The organism is Streptomyces sp. NPDC020362 (assembly GCF_040642095.1).
Lineage (GTDB): Bacteria > Actinomycetota > Actinomycetes > Streptomycetales > Streptomycetaceae > Streptomyces.
This window is the reverse complement of record NZ_JBFAET010000040.1, coordinates 34,397-55,266: the sequence shown is the minus strand read 5'-3', so window position 1 is coordinate 55,266 and position 20,870 is coordinate 34,397. Positions and strand designations below refer to the sequence as shown.

General features: G+C 70.5%; 20 protein-coding genes and 1 pseudogene. 11 read left to right on the top strand and 10 right to left on the bottom strand.

Annotation, left to right across the window (positions count from 1 at the left end; all coding sequences use genetic code 11):
* Nucleotides 1-18 precede the first annotated feature (18 nt).
* On the top strand, nt 19-1,248 hold the full coding sequence (locus AB0H32_RS17640) for a cytochrome P450 (RefSeq protein WP_361120711.1): 1,230 nt from the start codon (nt 19-21) through the stop codon (nt 1,246-1,248).
* A gap of 51 nt (nt 1,249-1,299) precedes the next feature.
* Here AB0H32_RS17640 and AB0H32_RS17635 read toward each other — a convergent pair whose 3' ends face one another.
* Both AB0H32_RS17635 and AB0H32_RS17630 read right to left on the bottom strand, forming a co-directional pair.
* Nucleotides 1,300-1,815 carry an immunity 21 family protein gene (locus AB0H32_RS17635; protein WP_361120709.1) on the bottom strand — a complete coding sequence of 172 codons (516 nt, stop codon included), beginning with the start codon at nt 1,813-1,815 and terminating at the stop codon, nt 1,300-1,302.
* A gap of 24 nt (nt 1,816-1,839) precedes the next feature.
* Nucleotides 1,840-2,313, bottom strand: coding sequence for a rhodanese-like domain-containing protein (locus AB0H32_RS17630; RefSeq protein WP_361120706.1), 474 nt, complete (start codon nt 2,311-2,313; stop codon nt 1,840-1,842).
* Between the two features lie 94 nt (nt 2,314-2,407).
* On the opposite strand from AB0H32_RS17630, the gene AB0H32_RS17625 reads away from it, so the two are divergent.
* From AB0H32_RS17625 to AB0H32_RS17590, 8 genes and pseudogenes are all read left to right on the top strand, one after another.
* Nucleotides 2,408-2,854 carry an Lrp/AsnC family transcriptional regulator gene (locus tag AB0H32_RS17625; protein ID WP_361120703.1) on the top strand — a complete coding sequence of 149 codons (447 nt, stop codon included), beginning with the start codon at nt 2,408-2,410 and terminating at the stop codon, nt 2,852-2,854.
* A gap of 92 nt (nt 2,855-2,946) precedes the next feature.
* Nucleotides 2,947-3,123: a hypothetical protein gene (locus AB0H32_RS17620; protein ID WP_361120700.1), complete on the top strand. Its 177-nt coding sequence runs from the start codon at nt 2,947-2,949 to the stop codon at nt 3,121-3,123.
* Between the two features lie 276 nt (nt 3,124-3,399).
* A complete protein-coding gene (locus AB0H32_RS17615) occupies nt 3,400-3,600 on the top strand; it encodes a hypothetical protein (RefSeq protein WP_361120697.1) in 201 nt (66 codons plus the stop codon).
* Complete coding sequence (locus tag AB0H32_RS17610; RefSeq protein ID WP_361120695.1) at nt 3,597-4,034, top strand: hypothetical protein; 438 nt, start codon at nt 3,597-3,599, stop codon at nt 4,032-4,034. The genes AB0H32_RS17615 and AB0H32_RS17610 overlap by 4 nt, the downstream gene beginning before the upstream one ends.
* An 89-nt stretch (nt 4,035-4,123) precedes the next feature.
* Nucleotides 4,124-5,062 carry a glycoside hydrolase family 6 protein gene (locus AB0H32_RS17605; RefSeq protein ID WP_361120692.1) on the top strand — a complete coding sequence of 313 codons (939 nt, stop codon included), beginning with the start codon at nt 4,124-4,126 and terminating at the stop codon, nt 5,060-5,062.
* Between the two features lie 2,040 nt (nt 5,063-7,102).
* On the top strand, nt 7,103-7,597 hold the full coding sequence (locus AB0H32_RS17600; RefSeq protein ID WP_361120689.1) for a hypothetical protein: 495 nt from the start codon (nt 7,103-7,105) through the stop codon (nt 7,595-7,597).
* A 20-nt stretch (nt 7,598-7,617) separates the two neighbouring features.
* Nucleotides 7,618-8,316, top strand: coding sequence for an ATP-binding cassette domain-containing protein (locus AB0H32_RS17595; protein WP_361120686.1), 699 nt, complete (start codon nt 7,618-7,620; stop codon nt 8,314-8,316).
* A gap of 99 nt (nt 8,317-8,415) precedes the next feature.
* Nucleotides 8,416-8,608 (top strand): annotated as a pseudogene (locus tag AB0H32_RS17590) (IS110 family transposase); the annotation flags it as partial.
* Here the strand turns inward: AB0H32_RS17590 and AB0H32_RS17585 are convergent.
* Nucleotides 8,598-10,358 carry a protein-arginine deiminase family protein gene (locus tag AB0H32_RS17585; protein WP_361120683.1) on the bottom strand — a complete coding sequence of 587 codons (1,761 nt, stop codon included), beginning with the start codon at nt 10,356-10,358 and terminating at the stop codon, nt 8,598-8,600. The pseudogene AB0H32_RS17590 and the gene AB0H32_RS17585 overlap by 11 nt on opposite strands.
* Nucleotides 10,359-10,960: 602 nt before the next feature.
* Here AB0H32_RS17585 and AB0H32_RS17580 point away from each other — a divergent pair.
* A complete protein-coding gene (locus tag AB0H32_RS17580) occupies nt 10,961-11,140 on the top strand; it encodes a hypothetical protein (RefSeq protein ID WP_361120680.1) in 180 nt (59 codons plus the stop codon).
* Here AB0H32_RS17580 and AB0H32_RS17575 read toward each other — a convergent pair.
* The 5 genes from AB0H32_RS17575 to AB0H32_RS17555 all read right to left on the bottom strand — a co-directional run bounded on the left by AB0H32_RS17575 (nt 11,125) and on the right by AB0H32_RS17555 (nt 14,860).
* The gene (locus AB0H32_RS17575; RefSeq protein WP_361120677.1) at nt 11,125-12,963 is read right to left on the bottom strand and encodes an ABC transporter ATP-binding protein; all 1,839 of its coding nucleotides are present in this window, start codon (nt 12,961-12,963) and stop codon (nt 11,125-11,127) included. The genes AB0H32_RS17580 and AB0H32_RS17575 overlap by 16 nt on opposite strands.
* A gap of 5 nt (nt 12,964-12,968) precedes the next feature.
* Nucleotides 12,969-13,520 carry a TlpA disulfide reductase family protein gene (locus AB0H32_RS17570; RefSeq protein ID WP_361120674.1) on the bottom strand — a complete coding sequence of 184 codons (552 nt, stop codon included), beginning with the start codon at nt 13,518-13,520 and terminating at the stop codon, nt 12,969-12,971.
* Between the two features lie 41 nt (nt 13,521-13,561).
* Nucleotides 13,562-14,014, bottom strand: a complete 453-nt coding sequence (locus AB0H32_RS17565; RefSeq protein ID WP_361120671.1) for a S26 family signal peptidase — start codon at nt 14,012-14,014, stop codon at nt 13,562-13,564.
* On the bottom strand, nt 14,011-14,574 hold the full coding sequence (locus AB0H32_RS17560; RefSeq protein WP_361120668.1) for a MauE/DoxX family redox-associated membrane protein: 564 nt from the start codon (nt 14,572-14,574) through the stop codon (nt 14,011-14,013). Before AB0H32_RS17560 ends, AB0H32_RS17565 begins: the two co-directional genes overlap by 4 nt.
* A 100-nt stretch (nt 14,575-14,674) precedes the next feature.
* On the bottom strand, nt 14,675-14,860 hold the full coding sequence (locus AB0H32_RS17555) for a hypothetical protein (RefSeq protein WP_361120666.1): 186 nt from the start codon (nt 14,858-14,860) through the stop codon (nt 14,675-14,677).
* 336 nt (nt 14,861-15,196) lie between these two features.
* Between AB0H32_RS17555 and AB0H32_RS17550 the strand changes: the two genes are divergently transcribed.
* Entirely contained in the window at nt 15,197-16,216 is a 1,020-nt protein-coding gene (locus AB0H32_RS17550; protein WP_361120663.1) for a helix-turn-helix transcriptional regulator, read from the top strand.
* Between the two features lie 398 nt (nt 16,217-16,614).
* Here AB0H32_RS17550 and AB0H32_RS17545 read toward each other — a convergent pair whose 3' ends face one another.
* Both AB0H32_RS17545 and AB0H32_RS17540 read right to left on the bottom strand, forming a co-directional pair.
* Nucleotides 16,615-19,614, bottom strand: a complete 3,000-nt coding sequence (locus tag AB0H32_RS17545; RefSeq protein ID WP_361120660.1) for an SMC family ATPase — start codon at nt 19,612-19,614, stop codon at nt 16,615-16,617.
* A complete protein-coding gene (locus AB0H32_RS17540) occupies nt 19,611-20,774 on the bottom strand; it encodes an exonuclease SbcCD subunit D (RefSeq protein ID WP_361120657.1) in 1,164 nt (387 codons plus the stop codon). Before AB0H32_RS17540 ends, AB0H32_RS17545 begins: the two co-directional genes overlap by 4 nt.
* Nucleotides 20,775-20,870 lie beyond the last annotated feature (96 nt).

Here is a 20,870-nt window from a genome sequence, read left to right as displayed (position 1 = left end):
ACGCCCCAAGGACCCCGCATGACGCAAGCCTCGCTCCTGCGCCAGATCACCGATTACGCGAACCGCGCCAACCCCTATCCCCTCTACGAGGAGCTCCGCAAAACCCCGGTGCTGCACGAGGAGGAGGGCGGTCCCTACATCGTCAGCTCGTACTGGGACATCGAGAGCCTGCTGCACGACCCGCGCATCAGCTCCGACGCCTCCAACCTCACCGCCCCGAGCGACGACGAGCTGTCCGGACCGGAGTCGACGGGGCTGCCGCCGAGCTTCATCCGGCTCGACCCGCCGGAGCACGACCGGCTGCGGCGGATCGCCAACAGCTCCTTCGGCCCGCCTCACCGGCCCACCCGGATCGACTCGATGCGCGGCGAACTCGCGCAGATCGTGACCGACTTGATCGACGGGTTCGGGGACGCGCGGGAGATCGACCTGGTCGATGAGTTCGCCTACCCCTTCCCGGTGACCGTGATCTGCCGACTGCTCGGGGTGCCGCGCGAGGACGAGCCTCGCTTCCGTGCCTGGGTCGACCCGATCGTCGCCGGCCTGGACCCGGACACCCGCACGAGCGCCGACTCCGAGCGGACCGCTCAGGAGGCACGACTGCAGCTCGGCATGTACCTGAACGGGCTCGTGGAACAACGCGCCAAGGAACCGGGCGACGACATGCTGTCCGATCTGGTGAGCAGCCAAAGACCGGACGGTGCCATGACCACGATGGAAGTGCTCAGCACCGCGGTGCTGCTGCTCATCGCGGGCCACGAGACGACGGTCAACCTGATCACCAACGGCATGCTCACGCTGCTGCGCCACCCGGAGTACCTGCACCGGCTGCGCGAGGACCCAGGTCTGTCGGTGAAGATCGTCGAGGAGCTGCTGCGCTACGAGCCGCCGGTGCAGCTCCTGCCGCAGCGCACCTGCATCGGCGACATCGAAGTGCGCGGCGTCACCATCCCCAAGGGGGCGCGGATCTGGCTCGTGCTCGGCGCGGGCAACCGGGACCCGGAGCGGTTCAAGGACCCCGACCGGTTCGACCCGGACCGCGGTGACATCGAGCATCTCGGCTTCGGCAGCGGCATCCACAGCTGCTTCGGCGCTCCGCTGGCCCGGCTGGAGGCCCAGATCGCGCTGGCCGAGCTGGCCCGGCGGCTGGAGAGCCCCCGTCTGCTGGAGGACCCGCCGCCCTACCGGCAGAACGCGGTGCTGCGCGGCCCGCGTCATCTGAACATCGCCTTCGCAGGGCTGCGTTGACGTCCGCCACGCTCGAACGGGCCCGCCCGGGGCACCCTCGTCGGCGGCGGATCAGTAGGCGAGTCGTCTGAGCTGGACCAGGCCGATCCAGGTCTCCGGCCCCGGCCGGGTGTATGCGGCTCGCACGGCGTACGGGCCCGGCGCCAGCGGGACCCGCAGGTGTTCCTCGTGCTCGGCCGCGGCGCCCGGCCGGGCCGAGTCGAACAGCACCACCGGGCCGGGCACCTCCCAGCGGATCTCGGGGTCCCACACGGCCGCGTCGAGCGCGGCAGGGACCTGGGCCAGCAGCTCGCCCTCGGAATGGGCGGCGGACCAGCGCACGAAGGTGCCGTGGGCGGGCAGGTAGGAGGTGGAGGCGGGTTCGTCACCGAGGACGAGGGCCGCGCTGTCGCCGACCGGGAGCAGTCCGACGTAGCCGTCGACCTCGCACGCACGGTCGTAGTCCGTGGCGAGTTCCTCGCTGTCGGCGCCCGCCCAGAACGGCAGCACCGTCTGCGGCACCGCTATCAGCGGGCCGCCGCCCGATTCCACCCACTCCAGCGCGCCTGGATCCGCGTATCGAGCCATGGGCAGAACCTACACGGGCGGGGTTCAGCAGCCGCACGCGCCTGCCACGGGTGCCGTCAGCGGATCGGCGTCCCGGCGCGCGGGTCCCTGCCAGGTCTCGTACGTGAAGCCCTCCCGGGCCCAGTACTCGAAACCGCCGAGCATCTCCTTGACCTGGTAGCCGAGTTCGGCCAGGGCGAGGGCGGCGCGGGTGGCGCCGTTGCAGCCGGGGCCCCAGCAGTACGTCACCACCGGCACGGCCTTGTCGAGGAGGTGCTCGGCCTGCTCGGGGACGAGCGCGGTCGGCAGGTGGATCGCGCCGGGGACGTGCCCCTGGTCCCAGGACTCGGTGGAGCGGGAGTCGACCACGACGAAGCCGGGGTCGCCTCCGGCCGCCAGCGCGGCGGCCACGTCGGAGACGTCGGCGTGGAAGGCGAGGCTCGCCCGGAAGTGGGCGGCGGCCTGGGCGGGGGCTGCGGGGGCGACGCGCAGAACGGGGTTCACGGAGTCAGTGATCATGGCTGGAAATCTATGGGCTTCGGACCGCGCCCTGAAGGGACGATCCCCGGGCTTCCCCTTGTCCGGCCGTGGATTCCCCTGCTATCCATCCAGGATGACCGCGTATTCCCCGGACGCCACCGACTGGCGCATCCTCGACGTCCTCCAACGGGACGGACGAGCCAGCTACACCGAGCTGGCGCGCGCCGTCTCCATGTCGCCGAGCGCGGTGACCGAGCGGGTGCGCCGCCTGGAGGAGGCGGGCGTCATCCAGGGGTACGCGGCGGTCGTCGACCCCGAGCGCCTCGGTCTGCCGATCCTCGCGTTCGTACGCCTGAGGTACCCCAACGGCAACTACAAGCCCTTCCACGACCTGGTGGCCACGACCCCCGAGATCCTGGAGGCCCACCACGTGACCGGCGACGACTGCTTCGTCATCAAGGTCAGCGCCCGCTCCATGTCCCATCTGGAAGAGATCTCGGGGAGGATCGGCACGCTGGGCTCGGTGACCACCAGCGTGGTGTACTCCTCACCGCTGCCCCGGCGCCCGCTGGGCCACTGACCTCAGCCGACGCCCCGGTGCCGCAGCGCCGATCCCGCTCTCCCCTCCACGACCTCCAACTGCGCGTGGATCCACCGCCGCAGGTCGGCGACATGGCTGACGATGCCGACGCCGCGGTCGCGTTCGCGCAGCGGGTCGAGGAGGTCCAGGACCTCGTCCAGGGTCTGGTCGTCGAGGCTGCCGAAGCCCTCGTCGACGGCAAGTTCGAGTCCTGCGGATGCAGCAGCCCTGACCAGGCAAAACAGGGCATGAAAAGCCCCTCGGAGTGATCTCCGAGAGGCTCTCCTGTCCCTCCTGCACTTGGGTGGGGGCTACCTGGAATACGGCTCGGTTGCAGGGGCGTGCTGATCGATGGGTTTCTCGACGCCGTTGCGGCGCGGCACCAGGTCAACGGGTGCGTTGGCGGCTGCTTGTTCGAACTGCGGCAGCAGGCTGGTGCAGGTGTCGACGGTGAGTTGGTAGCTGCTGTGGCCGAGCAGGGCTTGGATCGCCGTAGCGAGATGGCCGGGCCCCCAATCCGCCGATCGCCACCGTAGGGGAGGGCTGTGGACGCGATCACCGAGAGCCACCTCGGCATGGGATGTGCCACATCGACAAACCCGTCGGATCTCGCGCGCCGGATCCAGACCTTCGAGAAGAGGATGACCGTGAACGGCATGTCGGCCCGGTATCGGCTCATCGTCGACTCCGAGGACGGAAACCGCGTCATCACCTTCCTCCCGGCAGGAAAGAGCTACACACCGTGATCACTGTGCAGTTCACCGTGCGGCCCGGCCAGGGCGCCGCCTGCGGCTTCGATCTGGGTGACATGGCCGTCGCCGGGGACCTCGGCACGGCCGACTCGGCCGGCCACGTCCCCGATCAGGGCATGATGATCTACCTTTCGGTCGTGCAGTTGTTGGACAGCCTGGCCGACTTTCTCCGGGGGAACGCCCGCGTACTGAGCTTCACCGGTGCCGGCACCTCCTTCGGTCTTGTCGTACGACGGACCAAGGACGGCCTGTCGGTCGCTTGCGAGAAGGGCGTCGTCACTCGGACGACGGCGCCGGAGCTCGCCTCCGCCGTACTGTGCGCGGCGGAGGACCTGGGTCCCGCCCTCCCTCCGGAAGACCCGATCGCATCCGACTGGGCAGCTGCCCTCACCGCGTTCCGTCCCCTCGTACCGGGCAGGAAGGAGTAGGTTCCGGCAGCCGGGACGACGGAGGCCGAGGTGCCTGAGGTGCCGTTGAACACGCTCGCGATGGTGGAGGGCATGGCGTCGCCGGCCGGTTGAGAGATGTCGCCGGGCATGACGCCCATGAGGCGGGTGTTGTTGCCCAGTCGGCCGAAGGCGACGAATTCGACACCGCCTTCCTCGTCCTGAATGGGTCGCCGCGCACCCCGACGATCCCCCGTACCCCGAAGATCAGCCAATACCTCGCCAAGCGGCCTACGGCCCGATGGTTCGGTGACTGGAACAAGGACATCCGCAGCGAAGTCGACGCCTGCGTGACCGCCGCAGCAGCCGCAGGAAGACTTCCGATCCTGATTGCCTGCAACATGTTCAACCGGGACAGCATCGGCGAATCCAGCGGTGGCACCACATCGCCGAACGCATACCGCGTGTGGATCGACGCATTGGCCGCCGGCACCGGGGATCGGGCGGCGACCGTGATTGTCGAGCCGGACTCTCTGGCTCAGCTGGGCATACTGCCCACCGAAGCGGCCCGCGCCGACCGTACGAGCCTGGTTTTCCACGCCGCCGAGTCGCCGGCCGCGTGCCCAGTCGTGAGTGCCTGCCTCGATGGCGGCAATGCCACCTGGATCAAGCCGGACACGATGGCCGAGCGGCTGACGGCCGCCAAGGTCGCAAAGGTGAGGGGATTCACGGTCGGCGTTGCGAACTTCCATGCAACGGACGTCTCGTGCACCAACGGTCACCAGGTCGCCGGGGCGCATTCATCGCTCGGCGTGCCCGGAGCACGGTTCGTCATCGACACCTCCCGCAACGGCAGCGGTTCTCTGGACACCGACAGTCGGCATGTCGACCGGTGTAACCCGGCAGGGCGTCGCCTCGGCATCCCGTCCTCCCTCCGAGTTGGCGACGCAGACTGCTGGCTGTGGGTCAAGCCCCCCGGAGACTCGGACGGTAGGTGCGGCACGGGTCCGGAGATTCCCGCCGGCACGTTCTCGTCCTTTCTTGCTGAGACCTTGATCGAGGGTCGATAGCTGCGCTGGGGGGACCGCCTCATGGGACCCAGACCCACTGGTGACGCCCCCAAGCTCCGTGGAGACTCCTCGGCACATCATGCAAGCGCGCGGTGGCACCGGCTCGGCCACCTCGTGGTGAGGGCTGCTCAAGTGCGCGCCCCGATGCTTCTCTGCACCCCTCGCCACGTCCGGGTGAACGCCCCGAGAGCAGTCACATACCGTGCACCCAGCAGACACAATATGTAAGGGACGGCGTGCTCGCTCGCGGGGGCGGGCGGTCCGGATCATGCCGCATCGGGAGGCGATGGTGACAGTGCCTCGAATGGCGTCGTTCCCCGCTCCTGCCTATGCCGGCTCGGCCGGTGAGGGCCATATTCGCGTACTTTGGGGCCAGTTGAGGCATGGGCCTGGACCAACAGGGGCCCTTGCGCTTGCGGGCACGGTGGCCGCCTCAGCGGTTGGCCTCCTGCCGAACCCAGGATGGGCCGAGCCGCGGTTCGACGACTGGTACACGACCGCTGCCCGGATCTCTTGCGCCGTGTCCCTTTTCGGGCTCGCGGTCACCGCGTTCCTCGGCTGTTACACAGGCATCCAGCACCGACGCAGCAATACGGGCTGGCTACGGACCACCGCCGCCCGTAGGGCGTTGCCATGCACACTGCTGGGGCTCGCGCCTGCAGTGGTGTGGCCACTGATCGGGTATGCGCTGGCGGCCGGCTTGCTCGCCGCGCGCACGGCATGGGAAATCGGACCGAGCACTGTCCCATGCGACTCTTTCTGTTACGACATGGCCCTGCTCGTGGCCTGTTCCTGCCTCGCTTACATGATTGGCCTTCTCCTTCCTCACCGACTGGCCATCGTGGGGACGACCGTAGGGGCAGTGGGTTATGACCTGGGTGTGTCCGAGAACTTAGGGCTGCGGCTGGAGCCAGGACCTGCGCTCTACAGCGGCCCCCTTATCCCCCAGTACGAGTATGCGCACTTCACGGATCCGACGGTGCGTTCTCTTGTACTGACTGCCTTGTTTCTGGGTCTCGCGGCAGCTGTCGTGGCCGCCCTCGCGCGGGCATGGAGGATGTCTTTAGTCCTCTGTGCCGGGACTGCCGTCGCGGTCGTCTGCGCCACGACAGCCGAGCCAGTGCATCGCCCCTGGCAATCCCATCACACACGCCTCACGTGCACCATTGGCATGCCGCACCTGTGCACGGTTCGGGGCCGGGAAGCAGACGCTGATCGATTTCGCGAAGCGGCGCAGCAGATCGAGACCAAATTGACCGGCGTGCGCGGAGCCCCCACTCACTACCTCTTTCACCCCATCAGCTACACCTCCTCTGCCGACAGCCTCACTACGGATTCAGTGTCCTGGACGATCACGTTGTCCGACGACGACCCGTCGTATCAGATCGAAGACGCCACAGAGCGGATCGCCTGCGTGGGCGGTGGCGATTGCGACATGACAGCCAGAACGGCCGTACGGGAGTGGCTCCTGCCGGCTTCTCGTCGAGACCTCGATCAGCTCCCTGGCGTCCGGCGGTTGGTCGCACTGCTAGACGCACTTCCTCGAACCGAGCGCGCCGCTTGGCTTACTTGCTACCTCGACGCCGTCAAGGGCGGCAAGGCGCCTCCTGCAATCCCCGCACCGTCAAAGGCATCAATCCCATGACCGACTCGTCTTCGCCCACCGCGCCAACGACCTCGCCTTCTGCCAATTGCGGTCATCTTTCCGCCCGCTGGGTAGACCTGTACGCGCGCGGCTCGCTGCCGCAGAACTCCCTTGCGCAAGCTGAGGCGCACCTGAACATGTGTGGTGCCTGCACCGACGCCGCCGCTGCCGCATGCCTGAGGGCGCACAGACTCCGGCTCGGCGCCGGCAGTGTGCTACTCGCTCGTCGTCCCGAGTTGCCGCCCTGGCTCCGGGCGGCACACGGGATTCGGCTCCCATGGCTCGTCGCCATGCTCGCAGTGTGCATTGCCAGTGTCGCACTCGCCACAGCTGCACACGTCAATTCAGTACTCCCGCTGCTGTTGCTCACCGCACCCCTGTTCCCTCTCTTGTGTGTGGGTGCGAGCTACGGCGGCAATGCCGATCCGTTCGCAGAGGTGACCCGTACCACCCCAACCGGGGGCCTACGTATTCTGCTCATCCGCACAGGACAGATTCTGGGCCTTTGCGTCCCCCTGCTGACCGGCGCTGCATTTGTGCTTCCGTCCAATCGCGGAACCCCTGCCCCCGCTGCCTGGCTGCTGCCGTGCCTGGCGCTCACACTGGCCGCGCTGGTCCTCAGCTCCTACCTCGGGAGCTGGCCTGCTGCCCTGATCACGAGCGGAGGTTGGCTGCTGGCCATCGCCGCCGTGGCACCGCCCATCGCCGAACAGGTCGCCAAGAAGCGCCACGCAGGGACCCCAGAAGCATTGCTCGTCGAGGCGTTGCCCGATGTCGCCAATGGGCTCATCGGCTCGGGCTCCCAGATCCTGTATGGCGTCGTCGCCACCGTCTGTGCCGAGCTGCTCGTGCTGCGCCGCCACGCCTTCGACCGTCCGGGGGCTCGATGATCCGTGCCACAGGGCTAGGCGTGCGCCGTCGTCGCGCCCTTGTTCTCGACGGCATCGATCTCGAACACGGACCGGGTGTGCACGCGCTTCTCGGGCCCAATGGGGCTGGCAAGTCAACCCTGTTGCAAATACTCGCAACAGCGACTGCCCCGAATGAGGGCTCACTCACATTACTTGGACGCGATCCCAGAATCCCCGCCCAGCGATTGGAGATCCGGCGCCGATTGGGCTACCTTCCGCAGGAATTCGGCGTCTTCCGATCGTTCACCGTGCGCGAATTCGTATCGTACGCCGCATGGTTGAGGGAGATGCCGACGGGTCGCATCGCGAGTGCGGTTACGCATGCACTCGATGCCGTCGGACTCAGCGAGCACGCTGGAATGCGGCTGCGCAGGCTCTCCGGTGGGATGAAGCAGCGACTCGGAATCGCGCAGGCCATCGTCAACGTCCCTTCTCTGCTGTTACTCGACGAGCCCACGACTGGACTCGACCCGCAGCAGCGGACCGACTTCCACGAACTGATGCATAGGCTGGGCCAGGAGGCATGCATCGTCGTTTCCACGCATCTGATGGAGGACGTTGAGGGCTTCTGTGATGACGTGACCGTGCTGGTGACGGGTCGAGCGGTGTTCAGGGGCTCACCCACCGAGCTCGCCCAGGCTGGCGGCTACGGAACGGTGCTGCGCCGGACACAACGGGACGCCGTCTGGCCCCCCTGAGCCCGCCGGGGTAGGCAGGCCGAGATCTTTCATCCACCGTCATCGTGCCCACCCACGGTGATCTCCGGGATCGCCGGCCCGAGCGGGGCGTCAGGAGCCAAGCGGGCCTTCTTCCTGTCCACGTTCACTGCCTGGCCGACCCGGTCCCGCGAGCCCAGTACGCAAGAAGGTCGCACAGGGAAAGCATCACACCCAAGCCTTCCTCTGCCTCGCGAGACGACGAGCCGACATGCTCTTCGCGATGCTCCGCGACGGCACCTTCTACGACCCCCAATCCGCCCTCACCGATTGACAAAACCCATGGAGACACCGGACACCTCCCGCAGCGCATTGGTCGCGCAGTGCACCTCTCCGCCGACCATGTGCGCCCAAGAGAAGTCCTCCACCCAGCGCACCCGGACACCCTGTGCGGCCAGGCGTCGGCCGGCTTCCTCCCGGAAGAGGTCGTGCCCGGCGACCCGGGGACCGTGCGGGTCGGGGGCGGCGTAATCGCGGGCGGACAGTGAAAGGCCGTTGGCGAGTGCGGGCGAGGCGGCAAGGTACCGGCGGGGCAGGCCGTCGCCCGGTTCGGCCCGGATGTAGAGCACCGGCAGACGGACGATGTCCTGTGGCCGTAGCCCGGTCGCCCGGAGCAGAACCTTCAGCTGCGTGTCGAGATGGCGGGCGGCATCCGCGTTGTCGCCACGCGTCGCGTCCATCCGCAGGTACTCGTCGATGGTGGGCTTCATGTCGGCCTCGGTACCCGCGAACAACCGCTGTCCGCCCTCTCCCGCGCGCTGTGCCCGCCGCAACAGGTCGACGGCGAGCCGGGGGTCACAGACCGCGAGCGTCCAGCCGCGGGCGTTGTCCGCCCGTACGACATGCACGGTCTCGTCTGCGTGCCCGACCACCAGCCATGAGGTGTCCAGCACCACCGGCGGCTGCTGCCTCTGGGCTCGCAGCATCCGTATGAACGAGGGATCGGGGCGGCGTTGCACACTGCTTCCGTAGAGGATGCGGCCGTGTGGAAAGCCGTCGTAGGGCGGCAGCGACTCGATGTTGCCGGTGAAGTTCAGCAACTCGTCAACGTTCGGATCGCGGTGTGTCGTGTACTGCTGGACGATGCCGATGTCCGGCCCGCGTAGATCCCGGAACAGCAGCCGCCCGGCCCGTCGGAGGCTTGCGCTGCGCCCGTCGTGCGATGCCCAGTAGTTGGGTGAGCGAAGCAGGATACGGAGGGTGTGCGGGCCGTCGGGTGTGGGGCGGGTGACATAGGCGGGTTCGGCGATGTCCTGGCGCCAGATGTCCCGCCACCACTGTGAAGTACCCTTCTGGAAGGTCAATTGATGGTCCGTCATTCCCGCCGCGCGGGTCGCCTTGCGCAGTGAATCAGCGAATTGCCGCCACTGGCCGGGCGGCCGGGTCGCGGCCGGTACCTCGACCGGCTGGCCCTTGCCGGGGCCCGGAGCAGCCGCGAACACCTGCTGCGCACGCTGCAGATCGTGCTGGAGAAGGACGGGGGCGATATGCAGTGCGAGGCGGGCCGTTCGCGCGCCCGAGCCCTCGGTGACGGTGAGCTTCAGCGAGATCCGGCCGTCCCACCGCTTCGGGTCGCGCACGATGTCCCGGCCCTCGACGGCCAGCTGCGCCCCGTGCCGTAGCTCCGACGCGGTCAGCTGCCCATCGCTGCCCACCGACACGTAGTTGCCGCCGCGCCGCACGAAGATCCGTACGTATTGTCCCTGCTCGGCCGGTACGAAGACCCGGCCGCGGGCATGCGTCGTGGTCGTCATGGGGGCGAGCCGCACCGGCGTCAGATCCGCAATGTCCCGTGGCCCGTTGACGATGTCGTCCGCGGCGTCATTGCAGCCGGCCAGCCGCTTGTCGACGGCCACGTCGAGGCGGTCCAGGTCGCCCGGCCGCAGGGTGCAGCGCCGAGAGTCGTCGTCGAGATTCGGCAGGACGACGGTGCCTTGCGCAGCCGTGAGCCGCGGGCCGGGCGGTAAGGCAGTGCTCACCCCGGCGGCCGGCAGTTCGCAGGCCACTGACGCTATGACGGCCAAGGTCACTGCTCCGCAGGTCAAGGCGGGTTTTGTGGCCGGCAGCAGCTGGCGCTGCCGACGATGTGGAGTGGTCATACGGGCGGGCCCCCCTCGCGTCCTGCGGCCGTCAGCCCGCGTTGCGGACGACGGCCGATTGCACGGTCATTACTCTCCCGCCCATCCGCCGCGACTTCGTCAACCGCCGGGTTGAATCCGGGTTGAATACGGACTGGTCCCTTGGATGCAGTGCTGGGGAAGCCGCCTCCACCCTCGGTACCAGGCCGATGGGAGGGGGCCGGTCGAAGAGTCGGTCGCAGAGTCCCGACCCGTGGGTTGACAGGGGTACAAAACGAGGGTCGCCCCGGCCAAGCCGGCCCAGCCCCACACCTTCTGGACGGACCAGTTCCGACCAGGCAAAACAGGGTATGGAAAGCCCCTCGGAGCAATCTCCGAGGGGCTCTTTCGGTGGCTGGGGGACAACCGGGGACAGCGCGATCAGGCGGCGCCCCGCGCCTCGTTCCGAGGGGCGGGGCGTACGACGCGCAGATGCCGATCCACCTGCTACTTCCGCGGCCGAGGCGGGTGTCGGATCTTGCTGTGCCTCTCCTCCCTCGCGGACTGGGGTGGGGGCTGCGTACGTTCTCACCGAGTTCCTCAAGCCCAAGGCCCGTGAGGGACTGGAAACTCTGCAGCAGGACATTGGGGCAGAGGTCGGCCGTCTGCGTGCGCACATTGAACGTGGCGACGAGCGGTTCGCCGGGCTGAAGGACCTGGGCGGTGAGGCGGGCTACACCTCCTGGTAGCCGCTTGCCTGCAGGGTGAACAGCTGGGCGTACGTACCTCCGTCCAGGAGCAGTGCGTCGTGGGTGCCCTCCTCGGTGATCCGGCCGTCGGCCAGGACGACGATCCGGTCGGCGTCGCGGACCGCGCCGAGGCGATGGGAGATCAACAGGCTGGTGCGGTGGGCTCGGTGGTGGCGCAGGCGCAGATGGACGTCGTGTTCGGCCTCGGCGTCCAGGCCGGAGCTCGGCTCGTCGAGGATGAGCAGGTCGGGTTCGTCGCGAACGAACGCCCTTGCCACGGCCAGGCGTTGCCACTGGCCTCCGGAGAGTGCAGTGCCCGTTTCGTCGTCGTGCTGGGCCTCCTGGGCGAACATGCGGCTCAGCATGGTGTCGTAGCCGTAGGGGAGTTGGGACAGCATCTCGTGAACTCCCGCCCTTTGAGCCGCTTCCCGGATCTTGCGTGGCTCCGTGAGCGCCTCGACGTCTCCGATGGCGATGTTCTCGGCGGCGGTGAGGTCGTAGGGCACGTAGTCCTGGAACACGGCACCGAGACGCCGGCGCAGCTGTGGCACCGGGACCTGGCGGATGTCGACGCCGTCCCAAAGCACCGCGCCGCGCGTCGGGTCGTAGAAGCGGCAGAGGAGTTTGACGAGGGTGCTCTTGCCCGCACCGTTCTGGCCGACGAGGGCGACGGCCTCGCCGTACGGGATGAACAGGTTCACTCCGCGCAGGATCCAGGGGTGGTCCTCGGCGTAGCGGAACCAGACGTCACGGAATTCGACTCCCCTGCGCAGGGCGGGCAGGCGTGCCTGCGCATTCAGCGGGTCGGTCGGGCCTTCGAGGTCCGGGCCCGCCCGTACGACCGCGAGGTAGTGGCCCATCATCAGCAACTGCTGGTGACCGTCGGCGAGTGACCGAATGAGGCCGGACAACGCGGCCTGCACGCCGACGACGGCGGCCACGAACATGGATACCTCACCGACCGTCAGCTGACCGCGACGGGCCGCGAGTGCAGCCCAGATCAGACCCGTACCGGCGACGAGTGCGCTGATCAGGGCGAGCAGACCCTGCGTCAGGAACTCGTGGCGGTGCGCGCGGTGGGTCACGGCGTCGGCCCTCCGGCGTTCCGCGAGCATCCGCTCCTTGAGGAACCCGCCCGCTCCGAACAGGCGGATCTCTTTGGCCGCGTCCAAGCCGGAGAGCAGCATCTGGTAGAAGAACTCCCGCCGTTGGGCCGCGCTGACGCGCCATTCGGTGCGCGCACGGCGGCGGGAGAGCTTCAGCTCGGCGACCAGAGCCGGTAGGGCGCCGGCCGTGACCAGCACGGTCATGGTCGCGTCCACCGCGTACAACGCGGTCAGGAAGCCGACTGTGGTCAGCGCGCCGCCGCCGACCCGCAGGCTGTCGTCCACCAGGCGCCCGATCGACTGCCCGGCCGCGCCGCGCGCCATGCGCAGCCGGTCCTGGAAGGCGGGGTTCTCGAACCGCGCCAGACCGTGGAACGAGTTCACCGCGCTGTACAGCCGGTCCACCGCGCGCAGGCTCGCCGCACGATTGAACCGAGCGCCCACGAACTGGCTCAGCAGCGGCAGCAGCGCCGCCACCAGCCCCGTGGCGGCCAGCCCCGCGGCCAAGGCGAACAGCTCCGTCCCTCCGACACCCGTGAGGCGGTCGAGGACGAGCCTGGTCAGCCAGGCCGTCACCACCGGAACCGCCGCCAGCGCCACCGTGAGGGCGACGAGCGCCGCCAGGTCCCAGGGTGCCGCCCGCCAGGCCAGGACAGCGGTGCTGCGCGCGGTGTCGGCCGCGGCCCCGGCAGTGAGCCTGTCCTGCGCCTCGCTCATACGGCTCATACGCCGACGCCCGCCCGGTCGCGGGCCGACCGGCGCGGCAGGGTGCGCCCGGTGCCCGCAACCCGGCCGTCCGCCCCCATCTCGGCGTATGCGGGCAGGCCCTGGAGGGCGAACGCCGTGGTGAGGTCGCCGCCCATGTCGGTGACCGCCACGCGGGCCACGGGGATCAGGCGTTCCAGGTACGGCTCGGGGTCGCCCGGCTCGTCCCCGTCTCGGACGACGACGGCCAGCACCTGGTCCCGGCCGTATTCGCGGGCCCGCTCCACCACGTAGGGCAGGGTCTCCTCACAGGCGGGACAGTCCGGTGACACGAAGACGACCACGAGCCCATCGGGCAGGCTCTCGTGGGTGAAGGGCCGCCCGTCGACGTCCACGGCGGAGAAGGCACCCACCGGTGCACCGACGGCGAGTCCCGAGGCCCGGTCCCATTCCTGGCCCGCCGATGAGGCGGGACGCTCCCGGAGCCTGCGGACGACTCCGAACGTCAGGGTCAGGTTGAAGATGCACAGGAGCGCGAGCAGGAGCACGGCGGCAGTCAGACAGGGCATGGCGAAGTGTCCTTCCAGCGAGAGGTGTTCGGGGAGGGGTCTCAGTCGGCGCGCGCCAGGCGCCGGACGACGACGCCGACGATCTGGTTCTCGCGGAAGTAGCCGCAGAACCGCGAGTCCAGGCTTTCGTCGGGGTTGTCGCCCAGCAGGACGACCCGGCCGGGCGGCACCCGGGCGCCGGGCTTCTGCCGTACGGCGGGGACGACGTGCCCCGGCACCGGGTCACCGGGCAGGGCCACAGCACGCTTGATCAGCCAGGTCGGCAGCGTCATGGCGTCCCAGCGCCCGCCGGCCGGAGGGCGGGACACCACCAGGTCACCCGCGCGGACCCGGGCGAGCGCGGAACGGCGGACCAGGACCCGGTCCCCGGCAGCGAGGGTGGGGAGCATGCTGACGCCGGCGACGGTGACGACGACGTACCGCTGTCGCGCCAGCACCAGACCGCCGCCGACCGCCAGTGTGACCAGCCCGGTGCCCACCACGGGGAGGTTCATCCGCGGACCCTCCCCGTGCTCTTCGCGTCCGACCGGCCGACGAGATACGCCAGTTCGTCCAGGGCGACGGTGACGAGCGCGAGGAACGCCCCCGCGCCGGCCGTGAACAGGTATACGGCGGGCCGAGAGGTGGCGGTGGTGGTGCCCGCCGTCATGAGCTGAGCCACCAGACCGGCCGAGGCGGCGCACAGGAGACCCACGTTGCGCAGCACATGCCGGGGAGCGACGGGTTGTCCGCCTCCTCCGAAGCAATGGCACGCCACCGTCTCGTCCCTGCGCAGCGCCCCGACCAGCACTGCGGTGAACGCCGCCAGCAGTACGGCGGCCAGGGCGAACCCGGCGGTCACGGTCGAGGGCACCGCGAGGGCGCCGACCACCGCCGCCTCGGCGCCGACGACGAGCACGGCGACGGGTCTCGTCCGGCCGCGCAGGGCGGGGGCCAGCCGCGCCATCGCGACCCTGAAGCCGGTGAAGGCGGCGGTGCCGCGGACCTTGCCGACGACTGAGCAGAAGAAGACCAGGCCGAGGAAGATCCGGCCGGTGTCGATCACATGGTTCACCGGGCTGAGTCCTTCGATTGACCGGAACACGTAGGTCGGGGAGGCACGGGCCCGGCTGCTCCCCCTGGGCGGCCGGACCCGTACCTTCGAGGTCAGGGCCTCAGCAGCCGCACCACTTCTTGTAGTCCCGGTCGTTGCACGGGTCGTACGCCCAGTACGCCTTCTTCTGGGGGCACCTGTTGTAGGGAATGCACTCGTACTGCCAGCACGACACAGCCGAGGCTGCTGCCCTGGGAGCCACCTTCTCCAGCAGACGGTCCGAGACCGCCTGAATGACGACACGCATGATCCGTTCCTCCTTCTGAGGGGTGGGTGACACGGGGGGACGCGCCCCCTGGGAATGCCCGGGGCGCCCGGCCCCGTTGGACGGCAACGAGACTGCGGGGCCGCACTCGTCCGGCACAACCACCTCTGCCCGTCCCGGACACCCCGCCGCTGTCCGGCGTGGTCAGGGGCCTGTCCGAATCTCCTGTCCCGCGGTGTCCGGACCGCCGGGAGCAGCCGGCGAGAGGGCGAGGGTGCGTGAGGGAAGCACCTCGTGGGACTGGGAATGTCCCGTTCATTCCGCTGTTTGACCGGATCCGCGTTTGTTGGACCGAGCCGGACCAATGAGCATGTGGGCGTGGGCGCGGACAGGGCGGGGAAGTTCGATCTGCGGGGCGTCAGTGACAGCGCAGCCCTCGCGGGTCTGCTGCGCGAGCTGAAGCAGCGGTCCGGTCTGACCCTGCGCGAGTTGGAGGAACGGGCCCGTGCGCGGGGTGAGCTCCTGGCCCGCAGCACGGTCAGTGACATGCTCCGTGGCACACGTCTGCCGGCCCCCGAGACCATGGCGGCGTTCGTCCGCGCCTGCGGTGCGCCCGAAACGGACGTCCACACCTGGCTGGAGGCCAGGCAACGGGCCGAGGAAGGGGCGAGCGCACGGCCCTCCGAGACCGCCCCCGACCCGCATTCCGCCGACGTTGCCGGGGCGCGGCGGCGGATCCGGTTGTGGTCGGCGGTCCTGCGGCTCGGCGGGCTGCGGCGGCGGACCCGGCTGTGGGTCCTGGCCGGGGCCGTGACGACGGTCCTGGTCACCGTCACCGTATGGACGCTCTCGGCGGCCGTGGGGTCCCCTCCCCCGTCCTCACCGACCGTCCCTCCCGACACGAACGCGGCGGCCCGGAAGTCCCTGCGGGGCTTCGCGGAGATCCGCCCGGCCCGCACCCCCCAGCTGTGTCTCACCGAGGGCCGGGACACCCGGGGCGAATACCAGAACGCCGTCGCGGCACAACTCCCCTGTGAAGAGGCCAGACCGCCGCACACGTACCTCAGGCCCGTCGACCCCGCCGCAGCGAGGACGTCGTACTTCATCGAGTGGCAGCACCCGCAGCACGGGAGGGGCTGTCTGACCCTGCGTCGCGAGGGGCCCGGCAAGGACCTGCTGGAACCATGGCCATGGAAGAGCTGCGACTCCACTCGCACCTACCAGCACTTCCGCATCGAGCCCGTCGCCGCGGCCGACGCCCGCTACCGCCTCCGCCTGGAGGACACCCAACGCTGCGTGGGCCTCCGCGACGATTCCACCGAGATCGGAGCCGACGTGACGGTGGAACCCTGCAGCAGGGCAACAGACCAGGAGTTCCTGATCAGGGCGGCGGCCTGAGCGGCCGCGCTTCCCGTACAGGTGTCCCGGCCCTGCGGGCCGTCAGCGCGTGGGCCACCTCTGCACCAGCAGACTCACCAGCAACAGCAGGGCACCGCCGGCTCCGATGACCGCGTACACCACCGGCGCCAGGCCCGGTGCATGGGCAGTGTCTGGTCGGCCAGACCGTATGCGAAGAGCTCGCGAACTCAGATCGGCGGTGGTCAGTCGAATCCCTCGCTGCTCGCCACTTGGGACAGCGGACACGCCGGCGGGTCCGACTCACGCGACGGCTGTTCCCAGGACTGTCCGGGACAGGCAGAGAACGGAAGGGCAAAGAAGATCAAGGAAGAAGACGGAAAGACATGGTGACGAACCCATCCCGGCTGGACGCAATGTACTGGCCGGCAAGCGACGGTTCACGAGCCGTCCGTGCCCCGGTGCCGCAGCGCCGATCCCGTTCTTGCCTTCACGACCTCCAGCTGCGTGTGGATCCGCCGCCGCAGGTCGGCGACATGGCTGACGATGCCCACGCTGCGATCACGCTCCCGCAGTGAGTCGAGGACGTCCAGGACCTCGTCCAGGGTCTGGTCGTCGAGGCTGCCGAAGCCCTCGTCGATGAAGAGGGTGTCCAGCCGGACGCCTCCGGCCTCGTCGGTGACGACGTCGGCGAGGCCGAGGGCGAGGGCGAGGGAGGCGAAGAAGGTCTCGCCTCCGGACAGGGTGGCCGTGTCCCGCTCCCGGCCGGTCCAGGCGTCCACGACATGCAGCCCGAGGCCGCTGCGGCCGCGTCCGGTGCGGTCGTCGGAGTGGACGAGGGTGTAGCGGCCGGAGGACATGCGCTGCAGCCGTACCGTCGCGGCGGCCGCGACCTGTTCCAGACGGGCCGCCAGCACATACGACTCCAGGCGCATCTTGCGTTCGTTGTCGGCCGAGGTGCCCGCGGTGAGGGCGGCCATGCGGGCCACCCGGTCGTACTCCTCGCGCAGCGGGGCGAGCCGGCGTACGCCCTCGGCGGCGCGGGCGGAGAGCCGGTCCAGCTCGGTGCAGCAGCGGGCGGCCGCGTCGCGCGCGGAGGCCGCCGCGCGAAGGCGTCGGTCCGCCTCGGCCGCGATCCGTTCCGCCGCGGCGAGGTCGGCGGGCGGCTGCTGGGCGGCGGCCGCGGTGTCGGCTTCGGCCAGGACGGTCCGCACGGCCGCTTCCTCCGACTGCCGCTCGTCCAGGAGGTGTTGCAGTTCGCGGTGGGCGGCTCGGTCCAGGAGGGCGGCGGCCGCGGCCTGCGGGGTGTCGAAGCCCGCGCGGTAGGCGGCGTCGGCGAGGCGGGCGTCGGCGTCCTTGAGCCGCCGGGCCGTGTCCTCGGCGGCGCGCGCGGCGTCGGCGGCGTCGGTGAGCAGCGCCGCCTGCCGCTCCAGCTGGGCGGCGCGGGCGGCCACGCTGTCGGCAGCCCCGCGCGCTAGCGTCAACTCCTCTTCCAGGGCTGCCTGTTCGCGCTCCAGGCTCTCACGACGGGTCAGGCGGGAGGCGGTCCGTACAGCGGCCTGCTGACGGTCGGCCAGGCGCCGCTCGCGCTCGTGCTCGGCCCGTCGCAGCTCCTCGTGGGCGGTGTGCAGGACGGAGGCGTCGCGGCGGGCGCGCGCGTACTCCTGCTCCAGTGCGTCCGCCTCGGCGGCGAGTCGGTCGGCGGGCGTGTCGCCGGCCTCGGCGGTGGCGGCGGCCAGCGCCTGGCGGACGGTGCCCAGGTGCCGCTCGTCCTCGGCGTGCTGTTCGTCGGCCCGCTGGTGGGCGGCGAGTGCGCGCTCCTCGGCCTCGCGGTCGACGTGCCCGGCGTCCTTGCGGGCGGGCGTGGGGTGTTCGGTGGCTCCGCAGACGGCGCAGGGCTCGCCGTCGGTGAGGTGGGCCGCGAGTTCGGCGGCGATGCCGGTGAGGCGCTGTTCCTTCAGGTCGAGCCAGTGGGCGCGCGCGTCCAGTGCCCGCTGTTCGGAGGCGAGCGCCCGGCGCTGTGCCTCGTCCAGGTCGGCGGCCAACGCGTCGCGCGTGCGGGCGGCGTCGAGGCGCCGGCGCGCGGGTTCGCGCCGGACGGCGAGCTGCTCGGCGCGGGTGGCGGCCTCCTGGGCGGACTCGATACGGGTCTGGAGTGCCGCGCGCGCGGTGTCCCAGTCGGCGAGCCAGGCTTCGGCCTCACGCAGGACGTCCTCGTCGGCGCGCTCCTGCCGGTCCAGCCCGGAGCGCTCGTCGACCAGCTCGGCGAGCCGCTGTTCCGCGCGACGGGCCGATTCCAGACCGCCCAGCTGCTCGGCGGCGCCGCGCGCGGCGGCCGCGAGACCCGTGTGACCGGCGTCGGCGAAGGAGTCGGGGAGCAGGCTGCGCGCGCGTGCCTCGCTCTCGGCGGCCCTGTGGTGCTCGGTCTCGACGGCGTCCCGCAACTCCAGGGCGGGTGCGACGGTCTCCGCCTTGCGGGCGCGCTCCATGCGCTCCTGCGCCTCGCGGTGCGCGCCCGCCTGCTCCTCGAGGAGTGCGGCCCGGCGCCGCGCCTCGGCGAACCGGCTCTGCAGCCGCGCGAGTTCGCGTACGTCACCCAGGGCGCGCTGGGCCGCGGCGTGGGCGGACTCGGCGGCGGACAGGCGGCAGTGGGCGAGCGTGAGGTGCTCGCGGGCGGTGCTGCGGGCCACTGCGGCGGTCTCCAGGACGGCCTCCGCGAGGCCCGGCTCGCCGGGGCTCAGCTCGGGCAGCTCCATGGCGTCGCCCGCCTCCTGCTCCATGCGGTGGGCGTCCGCGAGGAGCGTGGCGTCGCCTTCCCGCACCCGGGCCTCGGTCGCGCGTCGGCGCTCGGCGAGCCGCTTCTCGACGTCGGCGAAACGCCGGGTGTCGAAGAGACGGCCCAGCAGGCGGCCGCGGGCCTCGGCGTCCGCGCGCAGGAAGCGGGCGAAGTCGCCCTGGGGCAGCAGGACGACCTGGCAGAACTGCTCGCGGCTCATCCCGAGCAGCTGGGTGATCTCCTCGCCGATCTCCTGGTGGGAGCGGCTGAGGTCCTTCCAGGTGGCGGCCGGGGCGTCGTACTCGCGCAGCCAGGTCTGTGCCTTGTCGACCGTGGTGCCCTTGCCCCGCAGCTTGGGCCGCTCCCACGGCGGCTGCCGGGTGATCTCCAGCCGGCGCCCCGCGACGGTGAGTTCGAGGCGGACCTCGGTGCGGGTGCGCGGCTCGGCGTGGTCGCTGCGCAGGTTCATGCCCTGGCTGCTCTGGCGGGCTCCGGGGACGGAGCCGTAGAGGGCGTAGCAGACGGCGTCGAGGACGGAGGTCTTGCCCGCGCCGGTGGGGCCGTGCAGCAGGAACAGTCCGGCGGCGGATAGCGCGTCGAAGTCCACCGTCTGGGCACGGCCGAAGGGCCCGAAGGCGGTGATGTCGAGCCGGTGGAGCCTCACCGGGCCACCTCCCGGACGGTGGCGTCTGCGCGCACCGCGTCGAAGGCCTCGCCGAGCACGGCCGCCTCGCGCGGGTCCGGCCCGGCACCGCGCACATGGGCCACGAAGTCCTGGGCGATCTGGTGGTCGCTGCGGCCCGCGAGCCGCCGGGCGTACGACACCTGGGGGTCCTCGCCGGCGCGCTCGGGGGCGAAGACGAGGCTGAGGGTGTGCGGGAAGCGCTCGGTGAGCCGGGCCATGGGGTCGGCCGGGCGGACCGGGTCGGTGAGGGTGGCCTCGACCCAGGCGTCCTCGTGGCGTGCCAGCCCGGGGTCGGCGAGGAGGTCGTCGAGGGTGCCGCGGATGCGGGCCAGCGGGCGTGGCACCGGGCAGTCGACGCGCTCGGCGGTGACGGAGCCGTCGGCGTCCAGGTCGACGAGCCACATGCTCTTGTGGTGGTCGGCCTCGGAGAAGGAGTACGCGAGCGGGGAGCCCGCATAGCGCACCCGCTCGGTGATGGTCTGGCAGCCGTGCAGATGTCCCAGCGCCACGTAGTCGACGCCGTCGAAGACCGCGGCCGGTACGGCGGCCACTCCGCCGACGGTGATGTCCCGCTCGCTGTCGCTGGCCCGGCCGCCGGTGACGAAGGCGTGGGCGAGGACGACGGAACGGGTGCCGCGGGCGCGGCCGGCGAGGTCGGCACGGACGCGGTCCATGGCGGCCGCGAGCACGGTCTCGTGCCCCGCCTTCTCCACCGCGAACTCGTCCCTGACCAGCGCGGGCTCGAGGTACGGCAGGCCGTAGAAGGCGACGTCGCCGTGCGCGTCCGCCAGCAGGACCGGGGTGCCGGCGGCGGACGGCTCGGTGCGCAGATGGATGCCCGCGCGGTCGATGAGGCCTGCGCCGACGCCGAGACGGCGGGCCGAGTCGTGGTTGCCGGAGATCATCACCGTGGGCACGCCGAGGTCCGCGAGGCGGTGCAGGGCATCGTCGAACAGCTCGACCGCGGCGAGCGGGGGCACCGCACGGTCGTACACGTCCCCCGACACGACCACCGCGTCCACCGCGTGCTCACGCACGGTGGCGACGAGGTGACCGATGAACTCGGCCTGGGCCCCGAGCATGTTCACCCGGTGGAAGGCCCGGCCGAGATGCCAGTCGGACGTGTGCAGGAGTCTCATGATCCCCGAGACTAACGGCCGGGTCTGACATCACGGGCGGTTACTCCCGTATCAGCCCGTCATGGCCCGCCCACAGTGCGCCCCTTATATCCGATT